This window comes from Paraburkholderia sediminicola (assembly GCF_046026675.1).
GTDB lineage: Bacteria > Pseudomonadota > Gammaproteobacteria > Burkholderiales > Burkholderiaceae > Paraburkholderia > Paraburkholderia sediminicola_F.
This window is the reverse complement of sequence record NZ_JAQQEY010000002.1, coordinates 977,899-990,336: the sequence shown is the minus strand read 5'-3', so window position 1 is coordinate 990,336 and position 12,438 is coordinate 977,899. Positions and strand designations below refer to the sequence as shown.

Here is a 12,438-nt window from a genome sequence, read left to right as displayed (position 1 = left end):
AAAGTACCCGCAAAAAAACGACAGAACGGCGCTATTGTAATGCGGCGCGCATGCGCCTTACCCCGTTTTACGGCCGCCGCGCGCCGAATCTGAATGGCTATACGGGCTGACGCTCACTTAAACGCCTCGCCAGCCCTCCCGGCGAGCTGTCCTGTGATGGCGGCTACCGAGGCGGCCGCGGGCGGCCTGTCATGCAGCCCTGACGTCCTTTTGAGTTGGCCGCCAGCCTCCACCCGCCATGCTATTGCGGCATTTGCCCGCTGACCGTGACGGACACCTTCAGCTGCTCCTCCAGCCCACCAATCCGCCGGCCTCGCACCGGTGCCGCGGCTTCGTAATCGCGCGCCACGGCGAGGCGGCAGTAGATCTCGCTGGCAAACGCGGCGTGCGTGACGTCGACGGAAATCCAGCCCTTGCCGTCCAGCCACACATCGACCCATGCGTGGCTCGCGCCGTGCTCCGCCCCAAGGGGACTTGCTCCCGAGCTCACGTCGCCGGGTTCGATGTAGCCGCTCACGTAACGCGCCGGGATGCCGCGCGCGCGGCAGCAGGCCAGCATCAGATGCGCATGGTCCTGGCACACGCCGTTGCCGAGCGCGAGCGCCTGGGCGGCCGTGCTGGTGACTTCGGTGATGCCGGTGTTGTACTTCACGCGCTGCACGATCTGTTCGGCCAGCTCGATCAGATTGCTGGATGTCGCAAGACTCGGCACCGATCCGGCCAGCTCGCGGATTGCCGCATCCGCTTCGGTGAGACGCGTCGAGCAGGTGAAATGCTCAAGCGGAATCGGGCCGACCGCGTCGGGCAATTGACCATCTTTCAGTGCAATCGTGTCCACCTCGCCCGCTACGTGCAGACGAATCTCGCCGTGCGGCTTGTTGATGACGAGCGTATGCAGCACATTGCCGTAGGCGTCGAAGGTCGCGTCGAGCTTGCCGGGCGCATCGATGCTCCAGCGTCGCACTACCTGCGAGGCGCCGCTTGCCGGCGTCAGACGCAGTTGCTGGATCGAATAATGGACAGTCGCTTCGTAGCGATAGGACGTGTCGTGGCGGATCGTCAGGTACATAAAAAGAACTCCGTCAGGCGACTGGCAACATCAGATAGGTACGCGCAACCAGATTACCGAGCTCGAACACGCGAGCAAGGAACTGCGTCAGATAGGCGTGCAGGCCGGCTTCGAAAATCTGCCGGATGTCGGAATACACCAGCTCGGCGCGCAGCTTACCGGCAAACCGTTCGCACTGGTTCGAGCCCGGCGTGCGCAGCATCGCCAGATTCGTGCAGACGCCTTCGAGCGAAGCGAGCAGCGAGCGTGGCATCTGCTGGTTCAGGATCATCAATTCGACCACCCGCGCCGGCGTAACGACATCGCGATATACCTTGCGATAAATCTCCAGCGCCGACACCGAACTGAGAATCGAGGTCCAGTAGTAAAAGTCTTCGAGCTGGCGCGCGGCATCGCGTGAATTCGGCTCGACGTCGGCAAAGCGCACGTCGAGAATCCGCGCGGTGTTGTCGGCGCGTTCGAGGAAGGTGCCGAGCTGCGTGAAGAAAAACGCGTCGTCCTGCAACGCAGTGCCGATCGTCACGCCGCGTGACAGGTGCGAGCGGAACTTCACCCACTCGAATAGTGCGCCTGGATTGCTTACAGCCTGACCGGACTGGCTCCGTTCGTTGAATTCGAGCCAGGTGTCGTTGATGGTTTCCCACCACTCAGTGGTCAAGGTGCCGCGCACGGCGCGGGCATTTTCGCGCGCGGCCTGCAAACACGAGTGAATGCTCGACGGATTGTTCGCGTCGGCCACCATGAAATCGAGCACATGTTCGCGGGTCGGTTCATCGTAGCGCTGCGCGAACGCGCTTTCGAGCTCGGAAATGCGCAGCACCGAGCGTTGCGCGCGCGCCTCCTGTTCGGGCGTTTGCGGCAACAGTAGCGCCTTCAGGTTGATGTCGAGCATGCGGGCGGTGTTCTCCGCGCGCTCCATGTAGCGGGCCATCCAGAAGAGGTGATCGGCGGTTCGGCTTAGCATGACGGCGTTCCGTATCTGATGACGCGAGACCCTGTTAAAAGTAAAAAGGCTCGCGCTGGTTATCCGTGTGCACCGGCGGCGGTTCGACTAGTTCGCCGGCACGTTGGGTTGCGGGTGCGGTTGCATGAATTGCTGCACCGACTCCAGCATGAGCAACCGCATTGGCAACCGCGTCAGTCGACCATCCACGTATCTTTGGTCCCGCCTCCCTGCGACGAATTGACGACGAGGGAGCCCTCCTGCAACGCCACACGCGTGAGACCGCCTGCGCACATCGTTACGCCCTTGCCGGACAGCACGAACGGCCGCAAGTCGATATGGCGCGGCGCGATGCCGGATTCGACGAACGTCGGGCATGCCGACAACGCAAGCGTAGGCTGCGCGATATAACCCGCGGGCCGCGCAATCAGGCGCTCACGGAACGATTCGATCTCGGCCTTTGTCGACGCCGGTCCCACCAGCATCCCGTAGCCGCCCGCACCGTGGACTTCCTTCACGACCAGCTCGGGCAGATGCGCGAGCGTGTACGCGAGATCGTCAGGCTTGCGGCACTGGAACGTGGGTACGTTGTTAAGGATCGGCTTCTCGCCGAGGTAAAACTCGATCATCTCCGGCACGTACGGGTAGATCGATTTATCGTCGGCGATACCGGTGCCCATGGCGTTCGCCAGCGCCACACGTCCGGCTCGATAAGCGGTCAACAAACCCGGCACGCCAAGCGCCGAATCGTTGCGGAAAGCGAGCGGATCGAGAAAATCGTCGTCGACGCGGCGATAGATCACGTCGACGCGCTTCGGTCCCTGCGTGGTGCGCATGAACACATAGTTGTCGTCGACGAACAGATCCTTGCCTTCCACCAGTTCGACACCCATCTGCTGCGCGAGGAAGGTGTGCTCGAAATACGCGGAGTTGTACATGCCCGGCGTGAGCACCACTACGACCGGATCGTCGACGCCTTCGGGCGCAACCGAGCGCAGTGTGTCGAGCAGCAGATCGGGATAATGCGCGACCGGCGCAATGCGGTTCTGCACGAACAGTTCGGGGAAAAGCCGCATCATCATCTTGCGGTTTTCCAACATATAGGACACGCCTGACGGCACCCGCAGGTTGTCTTCGAGTACGTAGAACTCGCCCTCGTCGCCTGCGCGCACCACGTCGACGCCGGCGATATGCGCGTAAACACCGAGCGGCACGTTGACGCCCTGCATTTCAGGCCGGTATTGCGCGTTGGTATAGACCTGTTCGGCCGGCACGATACCGGCACGCACGATGTTGCGATCGTGATAGACGTCGTGGATAAACAGATTGAGTGCCTGCACCCGCTGGCGTAAACCGGCCTCCAGCGTCTGCCATTCGCTGCGCGGAATGATGCGCGGAATCAGATCGAAGGGGATCAGCCGCTCGGTGCCGGACAAATCGCCGTTCACCGCGAAGGTGATACCGACCCGGCGGAACAGCAGGTCGGCTTCCGCACGCTTGCGTGCGATCGCTTCATTGCCCTGCTTTACCAGCCACCGCTCAAAGCGCGCGTAGTGTGGCCGCACGGCATCGTCATGATGACGCATCTCGTCATAGCATCGCATGTCACGCCCCGCTCTTGTTGTCGGATAGAAGGCGAATGCGCTGCGCATTCGGTGTTCGACAATCGTTCAAGCAAGCGCTATGCCATTGAGCTTTTCGCGTGCCAAAGACAGTGCATGCACGCCAAGAGCGCATCCCGACCGGCATGGCTTCGCTGCCATCGTACTGCGGCGGCTCATGATGCGCTAGTACGGTGCATAAGCGGCACCCTGGCGGGCAGCGGCGAGTTCGCCAAACCATGGCAGACGCGCATAAAAAATCCCCGCGGATTCGCATCCACGGGGACTCGGACAACTCGCACTGCGGGTCGGCTCAAACGTTAACCGAAGTTAAAAGCGCAAAGTTAAAAGCGCACGGTTAAAAACGCACCGTTAAACAGCCACGCTCAAAAACCGCGGCAACGCATGAAGCACGATCAGCCTGCTGCTGCGTCTTTCAGCTTCTTCAGCGGACGTGCCTTGATGCGCACGCTAGCCGGCTTAGCCGGGAACCAACGCTCTTCGCCCGAGAACGGGTCTTTGCCGAAGCGCTTCTTCTTCGCCGGCACAGCTTGCACGACGATCTTCAGAAGACCCGACAGCGTGAATTCGCCAGCGCCCTTCTTGTGCACAGCGCCGAGGATCGTGTCTTCGAGCGCGGCAAGCACAGCCTTGGCAGCCTTCGGTTCAACAGCAGCGCGTTCAGCGACGTGAGCAGCCAGCGAGGCCTTCGTGAAGGTGTCCTTGATCGGCGACGGAGCGCTGGACGCCTTCACGGCGACCTTCTTAGCTGCGACGGCTTTCTTCGCAGGGACTTTCTTTGCAGCAACCTTCTTGGTCGGTACCGGGGCAGCAGCCTTCTTGGCCACCTTTTTTGCGGAAGTCGGCATGTTTCTCCTACCTGTAGTGGTCAGTGAATTGCACGAAGCGCATACGGTATGTGCACGCTCCAACGCCGGATTCTACAAGCGCTAATACGATTTGCGCGACTCTTTTGTGTATAACAGCGAAGGTTTGTTGCGCGGCGCAGACTGCGCAACACATTTTGATCCTTGTTTTAGCGGGTAAACGTGCCTCGGCGACACCTCGGACTGGTCTGCAACACGAACACGTAACGTGCGTTACAAGTCATTTCGATGCCTGAATAGAGGCACTTTCGGCGCCGGGCAATCGTCGACGGATCGCGATTCAATGCCGAAACCGCAGCTCGCCGACCCGTTCGCCACGCCGATTCACGCGACGGAAAAAACACGCCCCCTGCAGCGAAAGTCTCTGCAGGGGGCGGCTAACGTTGCTCTGCGACAGAAAATCGCAGGCGGTGTCAAGGATAGGCTTAAGTAATATTCGAGCGTGCTTTGGGTCGTCAGCGGGCGAGGCGCGGCAGAATGTCGGCGAGCCTGGTAAGCGCCGCATCGATATGTTCGACAGCGATGCTGCCGTAACCCAACATCAAGCCGGGCTGCGGCTTCGCACGCTGATAAAACGGCGCGAGTCCATACAAACCGATCGACGCTTCACGCGCGGCGCTCACCAACGCCTCTTCGGTAAACGGCGCCTTCAGCCACGTCGCCATATGGATGCCGGCGGTCGGCACGATCGGTTCGAACCATGGCGCGAGGTCGCCGCGCAAATGCTTCAGCAGCATCGCGCGGCGCGCCGCATAGGTCTTGTGCATGCGCCGCAGATGCTTGGCGAAGTCGCCGTTGAGCATGAAGGTCGCGAGCGCGGTTTGCGTGAGGGTGCAGCCGTGACAGTCGGCAATCTGGCGGGCCTTGAGAAGCGGAGCATAGAGGGAGGCTGGCGGCACCACATAGCCGACCCGCAGCTCCGGAAAAATCGTCTTCGAAAACGTGCCCACGTAAGCGACCAGACCGGCGCGGTCGAGACTTTTCAGCGGCTCCATCGGCCGGCCTTCGAAACGGTACTCGCAGTCGTAGTCGTCCTCGATGATCACGGCGCCGCGTTTCTGCGCCCATTCAAGCAACTCGACGCGCCGTTCCAGACTCATCGGCATGCCGAGCGGGAATTGATGCGAGGGCGTCACGTAGACGATCCGCGCCTTGTCCGGAAGCTTGCTCACAATCAGGCCTTCGGCGTCCACCGGCACCGGCACCACGCGCGCGCCCGTGGCCGTGAAGCACGCCTGAACCGGCGGATAGCCAGGGTCTTCGAGCGCCGCGATCTCGCCGGGTCGCAATGTGATGCGCGCGATCAGATCGAGCGCGTGCTGCGCGCCTTGCGTGACGATCACGTCATCCCAGTTGCTCGCGACCGCCCGGTTGAACGCCAGGTAGCGCGAGATCGCAAGGCGCAATTCCTGCTCGCCGGCCACGTCGCGATACGTGCCGGGGCCACGCGCCTGCACGCGCAATGCGTGGTTCACGCAGCGGCGCCAGACGTCGAAGGGGAACAGCGATTTGTCAGTCGCGCCGCCGACGAAATCCTGCGGCGGGGCCACCGTAGGCCGCGGCAATGGCAGAGTCTCGGGCATCTGCTCCCACAGCGGCTGGGCGCGCGCCGCGGTTTTCTGTTTCGCCTTCGCCCGCTCGCGCGCCGACTCGGCCGCCCGTGCATGCGACGAACGCCCCACCGGCAGACGCTCCAGACCGTCGGAGACGAAGGTGCCCGAACCGGCGCGGGCGCTCAGATAGCCTTCGGAGAGCAAGCGTTCGAATACGTCGAGCGTCGTCTTGCGCGAGACACCCAGTTGCGTGGCGAGATCGCGCGTGGAAGGCAAACGCGTGCCGCCGGCGAGGCGCCCTTCGAGTATGCCGGCACGCAACTGCCGGTAGATCTGTCCGGACAGATCGTGACGCCCGTCGACCGCGATATGGATGTCCATCCGAGTGGCTACCTTAAATATCCGAGAAATGCTTTTTTCGAAAGACCAATGCCGACCGTAAGCTTACCCCGCAGGCGCCATCGGAGCAGAAACGTACCGGACATTTACGACAAGGAACCGCGCATAAAACGCAAAATGGCGCGCCTCGGTAATACGAGGCGCGCCATTTCTGTTGCACTACCGGGAGCGATTACTCCGCGACGGCCCCATTCAACGCAGCCGTTTGCCGCGCGTTCTCACGCGCTTCATCGCCGCAACGCTGATGCTCACGCGAGAGCTTGCGCATCAGCGGCAACAGCAGCACGGCGATCAGCGCGCCCAACGCCGCAAGCCAACCCAGGCCGTTAAACAACTTGGTGTACAGGGGCAGCGATTCGAGCGGATCGAGGTTGCCCGCCGGCATCTGCGCGAAATTCGCGACCACGCTGCCCAGATACTGCGACACACCCGTCGCCACGAAGTAAGCGCCCATCATGAAGCCGCTCATCCGCGCCGGCACGTAGCGCGCGATCATCGCGAGACCGAGGCCGCTCACCAGCAGTTCGCCGAGCGAATACAAACCGTAGCCGCCCACCATGAACCACGAAGACACGCGGCCGTTCACCGCATAGTTACCGCTCGCCGCATAGACGAAGAAGCCGGCCGCCACCACCGCGAAGCCGAACGCATACTTCACTGCCACCGGCACGTCCTTGCCGCTCTTCGCGAGCTTCGTATAGAGCAGCGCGAGCACCGGGCTCAGCAACATGATCCAGATCGGATTGAGCGCCTGGAACTGCGCGGCGCTCCACGTGAACCACGTCTGGCCGAACAGAATGAAACGCGGATCGACGTTGCGCAGCGCGAACAGCGTGAGCGAGGTCGACATCTGCACGTAGAACACGAAGAACAGAATCACCTGCGCGGTCAGGATCAGCGCCGCAACCAGACCCGAGCGCTCCGAGCGTTCGCACTTCATCAGCATGTAGCCGAAGATCGCCAGAATCGCGACGCCCGCCGTGTACACGCAGGCCACCGCAATCGCCTTGTGCTGCAGCACGAACATGGTGACCGTGCCGAGCACGATACCGCCCAGCGCAACCGCGCCGACGCGCTTCCAGCGGATCGGTTCGGCGTCCGGCGTGGAGCCGATATGTGCAAGCGTGCGGAACATGATGAAGTAGTTCAGCACCGACAGCAGCATTCCGGCGCAGCAGACCGCGAATGCCGTATGCCAGCCCCAATGGTCCTTGATCCACGGCGTCGCGAGCATCGACGCCGTCGAGCCGATATTGACCGCCATGTAATAGATCGTGAACGCGCTGTCGATGCGCGCGTCGTCGCCTTCGTAGATGCGACGCACGAGGTTCGCGGCGTTCGCCTTGAACAGCCCGTTGCCCACCACGATCACGCCGAGCGACGCGTACATGTAGCTCAATTGCTCGTTGGGCAGCGCCAGCATCAAATAACCGGCTGCCAGCACGCCGGCGCCGAAGATCATCGTGCGGCGCGCGCCGAGAATCTTGTCGCCGATCCAGCCCCCGATCGACGGCGATGCGTACACCAGTGCCGTAAACGCGCCCCATGTTAGGGTGGCATGGCTGTCGGTGAAGTTCAGCTTGTCGATCATGAACAGGACCAGCAGCGCGGCCATTCCGTAGTAGCCAAAGCGCTCCCACATCTCAATCAGAAAGACCGTCGAGAACGAACGGGTCTGTGAGACCGGCGCGCTGGCGAGATTGGACGAATTCATCATGTACCTCTTGTTCTTACGGTTGCAGCGGCGCGCGGACTGGCCACGCGGCGCGAAAAACTGGATCTGGGGAAACGGTCGGCGGAGCCCGCGCGATGCGGCACACGCATTTTCATAGGCATGTGCGCAGTCAGCGGCACGCTCATCTGCAAACCAAGCCGCAAAGTGAGGCGCCTGTACCAGCTGAACCAGCAGAAAAACCAGGGAATGGGATGGAGGCCCGCCACGCGGGACGTCCCGAAGGAAGTGCCTTCGGGGGACGCTGCGCCACATCGGGCTCGGGTTCCGGCAAGCGGAACGGGCTCAATGATAAAGCATTGTGGGGAACGGCTATCCGGCGGGCAGCAGATGGCGGCCGCGCCGGGCGGCGGGCACACAGCCCGCGGCAGGAAAAATCGGCAGTGATAGTCATGTCCTCATGCCGGTGAGCGTTCTGATGGAACGTGCCGGACAATGCTCCGCCGCGCAGGATCGCTGCGCGCGGAATAAAAAACAGCGGCCGGCGTCGCGTCTGATACAAACACGTGCGCCCCTCCGCCAAGCGGGCCTGATTCTGCAAATAGAAACACCGTTCGTCACTCAGGGAATTCACTGATGCCACGCCAATTACCGGTTCTTACAGGCCATATTCGATCGTTCCCCAATCGGGCGTGGCTGAAAATAGTCTTTGATGTCATGCCTTTAACGTCTCCTGATACTCAATCTGCATCAATACCGCCACTCATTGCATACAGCAGTCTTTACCGCGTCCGCTTTCAGTTTCTCGTTGATTACCGGTCAAAACGGCTGGCGCGGATTTCGGTTCTGGCAACATAGAGCGTTGTCTCGAAATTGCGGCCCCTTGCACGACCGGGCGCTGAACGGCCCGCCACCCCGGCCTGGACCGCAATCAAACCATATTTACTTATATCAAACAAATTTTGACGGGCTAATTTCCTCCTGCTATGGTCACGACAATTCAAAAGAAGAATCCGGCACTCGAACTCGGCAGTAAGATCCGCGCGCTGCGGCAACGGCTCAAGCGCACGCTGGATGACACGGCAACAGCGGCAGGTATTTCCAAACCGTTTTTGTCACAAGTCGAACGGGGTCTGGCGTCACCGTCCATCACTTCGCTGGCCGGGATTGCCCACGCACTCGGGGTGACGGTGCAGTATTTCGTCGACACGCCAAGCGAAGAACGCTCGGTGTGCCGCGGCGATCAGTTGAAGTTTTTCGGTTTTGCGGACTCGGCCAATCTGTTTGCACGGCTGACCAATCTGACGGGCGGCCGTCAGCTCGAAGCGATCCTCGTGAGGATGCCGCCCGGGCAGAAACGCTCCGAAGTCACCACGCATGCCGGGGAAGAGTTTGTTTATGTGATCGACGGCGAAGTGTCGTTGACGCTGGAAGGCAAGACGTTCGTGTTGCACGCGGGAGACAGCGCGCATTACGAATCGACGGTGCCGCACAGCTGGGTGAATACCGCACGCAAAGAGTCGGTAGTCGTCTGGGTGGGCACACCAAGACTGTTCTAAGAGGCAGGCACCTTTTCCGGTTGATCCGGCCAGGGTTTGCCTGCATTACGAAATGTAAGGAATCCTGCATGTCGCGCAACCAGCACGGGCAACAAGGGCCTCCCCGGCCCGAGCACCGCAGATAACCGGGCGCCCTGGCGCCAGCGCGTTCTTCTCTCGACCTTTCCTGCGACCTCAACCGATGAAAACCCCGTTTGCCTACGCGACGGCGCTGACTGCGCTCGTCCTTACGTTTCAGCCCTCCGCCTTCGCCGTCAACGTACCCGCGGGTGTCACCCTCGCCGCCAGCCAGGAAATGACCCGTCAGGTGCCGGCCGAAACAGAATCGCTCGACCCCGCGCATATCGAATCCTGGACCGGCGACACGATCGCGCTCGACATGTTCGAAGGTCTGACGCGCATCGACGCGGCCGGCTCGATCGTGCCGGGCGTCGCGCAATCGTGGACTCGCACCGGGCCGACTACGTGGGTTTTCAAGCTGCGCCACGACGCGCGCTGGAGCAATGGCCAGCCGGTCACCGCCGCTGACTTCATCTATGCATGGCAACGCGTGCTCGATCCGAAAACCGGTTCGAAATACACCGTGCTAGTCGAATTCGTGAAGAACGCCAAGGCAATTCTCGCCGGCAAAGCGCCGCTGACGAGTCTCGCCGCACGTGCCGTCGATCCGTACACGCTCGAAGTCACCACCGAAGTTCCCGCCGCCTTCTTCCCGCAACTGACCGCCATGCCGGCCATGGCGCCGGTCAATCGTGAGACCGTGAGCAAATTCGGCGGCGACTGGACCCGTCCGGGCAACTTCGTCGGTAACGGCCCGTATGTGCTGACCGACTGGCAGCCGAGCAACCGGCTGGTGGCGTCCAAAAGCAGCACCTACTGGAACGCCAACAAGGTCGTAATTACGAAAGTGACCTATCTGCCGATCGAAAACGACGAAACGGCGATGCGCATGTATCAGGCCGGCCAGTTCGACTACACGTACTCGATTCCGTCGGGCATTTATGCGCAGGTGAGCAAGCAGTTCGGCTCCGAACTGAAAACCGGCCTGCAAATCGCCACCTACTACTACAGCCTGAACAACGAAGACCCGGCATTCAAGGACAAGCGCGTGCGCCAGGCGCTGGCGATGGTGCTGGATCGCGACCTGCTGACCAGGCGTCTAACGGCCGACGGCGAGGTGCCGATGTACGGCCTGATCGCCAAGGGTACGGAAGGCGCGAACGTCTTCACGCCTGACTGGGCAAGCTGGCCGATGCCCAAGCGTGTCGATTACGCGCGCAACCTGCTGAAGGCCGCCGGCTATTCGGACGCGAAGCCGCTGACGTTCACCCTCACTTACAACACGAATGACCTGCACAAGAAGGTCGCGCTGTTTGCCACCTCGGAATGGCGCACCAAGCTCGGCGTGACCGCCAGGCTCGAAAACGTCGAATACAAGGTGCTGCTCAAGCAACGCCACGACGGCAAGGTACAGGCCTCGCGCGACGGCTGGTTTGTCGATTACAACGACGCCAACTCGTTTTTCGATCTGATACGCTGCAACAGCGTGCAGAATGATCAACGCTACTGCAACCCGCAGGTCGACAAACTGGTCGATGAAGGCAACCAGCAGCTCGACGATGCGAAGCGCACCGCCCTGCTCACGCAGGCGCATGATCTGGCCATGAACGACTACCCGCTGGTATCGCTCTTCCAGTACTCGGCGGACCGGCTCGTCAAGTCGTATGTCGGCGGCTACACGTCGACCAATTACGTCGACCAGCGCGCCACGCAAGACATGTATCTGATCAAGCACTAAGCGCGGGAGCACCGTCATGCTGGCTTACACGCTGCGCCGCACGCTCTGGGCGATCCCGACGATTCTCGCCGTGATCACCGCGTGCTATCTGCTGCTGCATCTCACCCCCGGCGGGCCGTTCGACACGGAGAAACACCTGTCGGCGGCCGTGCTCGCGAACCTCAACGCCAAGTATCACCTCGACGAACCGTTGTGGCTGCAGTACCTCCACTACCTCGGCTCGTTGCTGCACGGCGACCTCGGCCCGTCGTTCCGCTACGCCGACTGGAGCGTCAACGATCTGGTGTGGAAGGCGTTGCCGGTGAGTCTCGGCGTCGGCGGCGTGTCGGTACCGATCGCACTGGTGATCGGCGTCGCGCTCGGCACGCTGGCCGCGGTGCGGCGTGACCGCTTCGTCGATCACTTCGTGATGGTGCTCGGCAATATCGGCAATGTGGTGCCGCCGTTCGTGCTCGGACCGGTGCTGGTGTGGATCTTCGCTATCCTGCTGAAGACTTCCGAAGGCCACGGCTGGCTGCCGGCCGGCGGCTGGGGTGAAGGCGAGTGGCGCTATCGCGTGCTGCCGATCGTGCTGCTCGTCATCATCAACGTCGCCGGGATCGCGCGCGTGATGCGCGGCAGCATGATCGAAGTGCTGTCGGGCAACTTCATCCGCACGGCGCGCGCCAAAGGTCTGCCGGGCCGTACGATCGTGTTGCGCCATGCGATGAAGCCCGCGCTGATGCCGGTCGTGTCGCTGCTCGGCTCGATCTGCATCTCGTCGATCACCGCGGCCGTGGTCACCGAATCGGTGTTCGCGCTGCCGGGTCTCGGCCAGCTGGTCGTCAACGGCGCGATCAATCGCGACTACACCCTCGTGCTCGGTCTCGTCGTGCTGACGACCGCCGTCGCCGTGCTGTTCAATCTGCTGGTCGACCTCGCGTATGCATGGCTCGATCCGCGCATCCGGTACTGATC

The 12,438-nt window shown here is 61.8% G+C and carries 9 protein-coding genes; 3 read left to right on the top strand and 6 right to left on the bottom strand.

Annotated features, from left to right (window positions below; genetic code table 11):
• Window positions 1–241: 241 nt before the first annotated feature.
• The 6 genes from PQQ86_RS24340 to PQQ86_RS24315 all read right to left on the bottom strand — a co-directional run bounded on the left by PQQ86_RS24340 (window position 242) and on the right by PQQ86_RS24315 (window position 8,166).
• Window positions 242–1,069, bottom strand: a complete 828-nt coding sequence (locus PQQ86_RS24340; RefSeq protein WP_408272700.1) for a transglutaminase family protein — start codon at window positions 1,067–1,069, stop codon at window positions 242–244.
• 13 nt (window positions 1,070–1,082) lie between these two features.
• Window positions 1,083–2,033 (bottom strand): alpha-E domain-containing protein, encoded by a 951-nt coding sequence (locus PQQ86_RS24335; RefSeq protein WP_054040396.1) that lies wholly within the window; start codon window positions 2,031–2,033, stop codon window positions 1,083–1,085.
• Between the two features lie 173 nt (window positions 2,034–2,206).
• Complete coding sequence (locus PQQ86_RS24330) at window positions 2,207–3,616, bottom strand: circularly permuted type 2 ATP-grasp protein (protein ID WP_408272697.1); 1,410 nt, start codon at window positions 3,614–3,616, stop codon at window positions 2,207–2,209.
• Between the two features lie 413 nt (window positions 3,617–4,029).
• Window positions 4,030–4,482 carry an HU family DNA-binding protein gene (locus PQQ86_RS24325; RefSeq protein WP_028198339.1) on the bottom strand — a complete coding sequence of 151 codons (453 nt, stop codon included), beginning with the start codon at window positions 4,480–4,482 and terminating at the stop codon, window positions 4,030–4,032.
• Window positions 4,483–4,955: 473 nt separating this feature from the next.
• The gene (pdxR, locus tag PQQ86_RS24320) at window positions 4,956–6,434 is read right to left on the bottom strand and encodes a MocR-like pyridoxine biosynthesis transcription factor PdxR (protein WP_408272694.1); all 1,479 of its coding nucleotides are present in this window, start codon (window positions 6,432–6,434) and stop codon (window positions 4,956–4,958) included.
• 190 nt (window positions 6,435–6,624) lie between these two features.
• A complete protein-coding gene (locus PQQ86_RS24315) occupies window positions 6,625–8,166 on the bottom strand; it encodes a peptide MFS transporter (protein WP_408279349.1) in 1,542 nt (513 codons plus the stop codon).
• A 944-nt stretch (window positions 8,167–9,110) separates the two neighbouring features.
• On the opposite strand from PQQ86_RS24315, the gene PQQ86_RS24310 reads away from it, so the two are divergent.
• The 3 genes from PQQ86_RS24310 to PQQ86_RS24300 all read left to right on the top strand — a co-directional run bounded on the left by PQQ86_RS24310 (window position 9,111) and on the right by PQQ86_RS24300 (window position 12,436).
• The gene (locus tag PQQ86_RS24310; RefSeq protein WP_054040392.1) at window positions 9,111–9,683 is read left to right on the top strand and encodes a cupin domain-containing protein; all 573 of its coding nucleotides are present in this window, start codon (window positions 9,111–9,113) and stop codon (window positions 9,681–9,683) included.
• 181 nt (window positions 9,684–9,864) lie between these two features.
• Window positions 9,865–11,481 carry a peptide ABC transporter substrate-binding protein gene (locus PQQ86_RS24305; RefSeq protein ID WP_408272690.1) on the top strand — a complete coding sequence of 539 codons (1,617 nt, stop codon included), beginning with the start codon at window positions 9,865–9,867 and terminating at the stop codon, window positions 11,479–11,481.
• A 16-nt stretch (window positions 11,482–11,497) separates the two neighbouring features.
• Window positions 11,498–12,436 (top strand): ABC transporter permease subunit, encoded by a 939-nt coding sequence (locus tag PQQ86_RS24300; RefSeq protein WP_054040391.1) that lies wholly within the window; start codon window positions 11,498–11,500, stop codon window positions 12,434–12,436.
• Window positions 12,437–12,438: the final 2 nt, after the last annotated feature.

Bases quoted from the DNA above. Each gene is read 5' to 3' on its own strand.
- pdxR (WP_408272694.1), bottom strand. From the start codon at position 6,434: ATGGACATCCATATCGCGGTCGACGGGCGTCACGATCTGTCCGGACAG.
- PQQ86_RS24310 (WP_054040392.1), top strand. From the start codon at position 9,111: ATGGTCACGACAATTCAAAAGAAGAATCCGGCACTCGAACTCGGCAGT.
- PQQ86_RS24300 (WP_054040391.1), top strand. From the start codon at position 11,498: ATGCTGGCTTACACGCTGCGCCGCACGCTCTGGGCGATCCCGACGATT.
- PQQ86_RS24340 (WP_408272700.1), bottom strand. From the start codon at position 1,069: ATGTACCTGACGATCCGCCACGACACGTCCTATCGCTACGAAGCGACT.
- PQQ86_RS24330 (WP_408272697.1), bottom strand. From the start codon at position 3,616: ATGCGATGCTATGACGAGATGCGTCATCATGACGATGCCGTGCGGCCA.
- PQQ86_RS24315 (WP_408279349.1), bottom strand. From the start codon at position 8,166: ATGAATTCGTCCAATCTCGCCAGCGCGCCGGTCTCACAGACCCGTTCG.
- PQQ86_RS24325 (WP_028198339.1), bottom strand. From the start codon at position 4,482: ATGCCGACTTCCGCAAAAAAGGTGGCCAAGAAGGCTGCTGCCCCGGTA.
- PQQ86_RS24335 (WP_054040396.1), bottom strand. From the start codon at position 2,033: ATGCTAAGCCGAACCGCCGATCACCTCTTCTGGATGGCCCGCTACATG.
- PQQ86_RS24305 (WP_408272690.1), top strand. From the start codon at position 9,865: ATGAAAACCCCGTTTGCCTACGCGACGGCGCTGACTGCGCTCGTCCTT.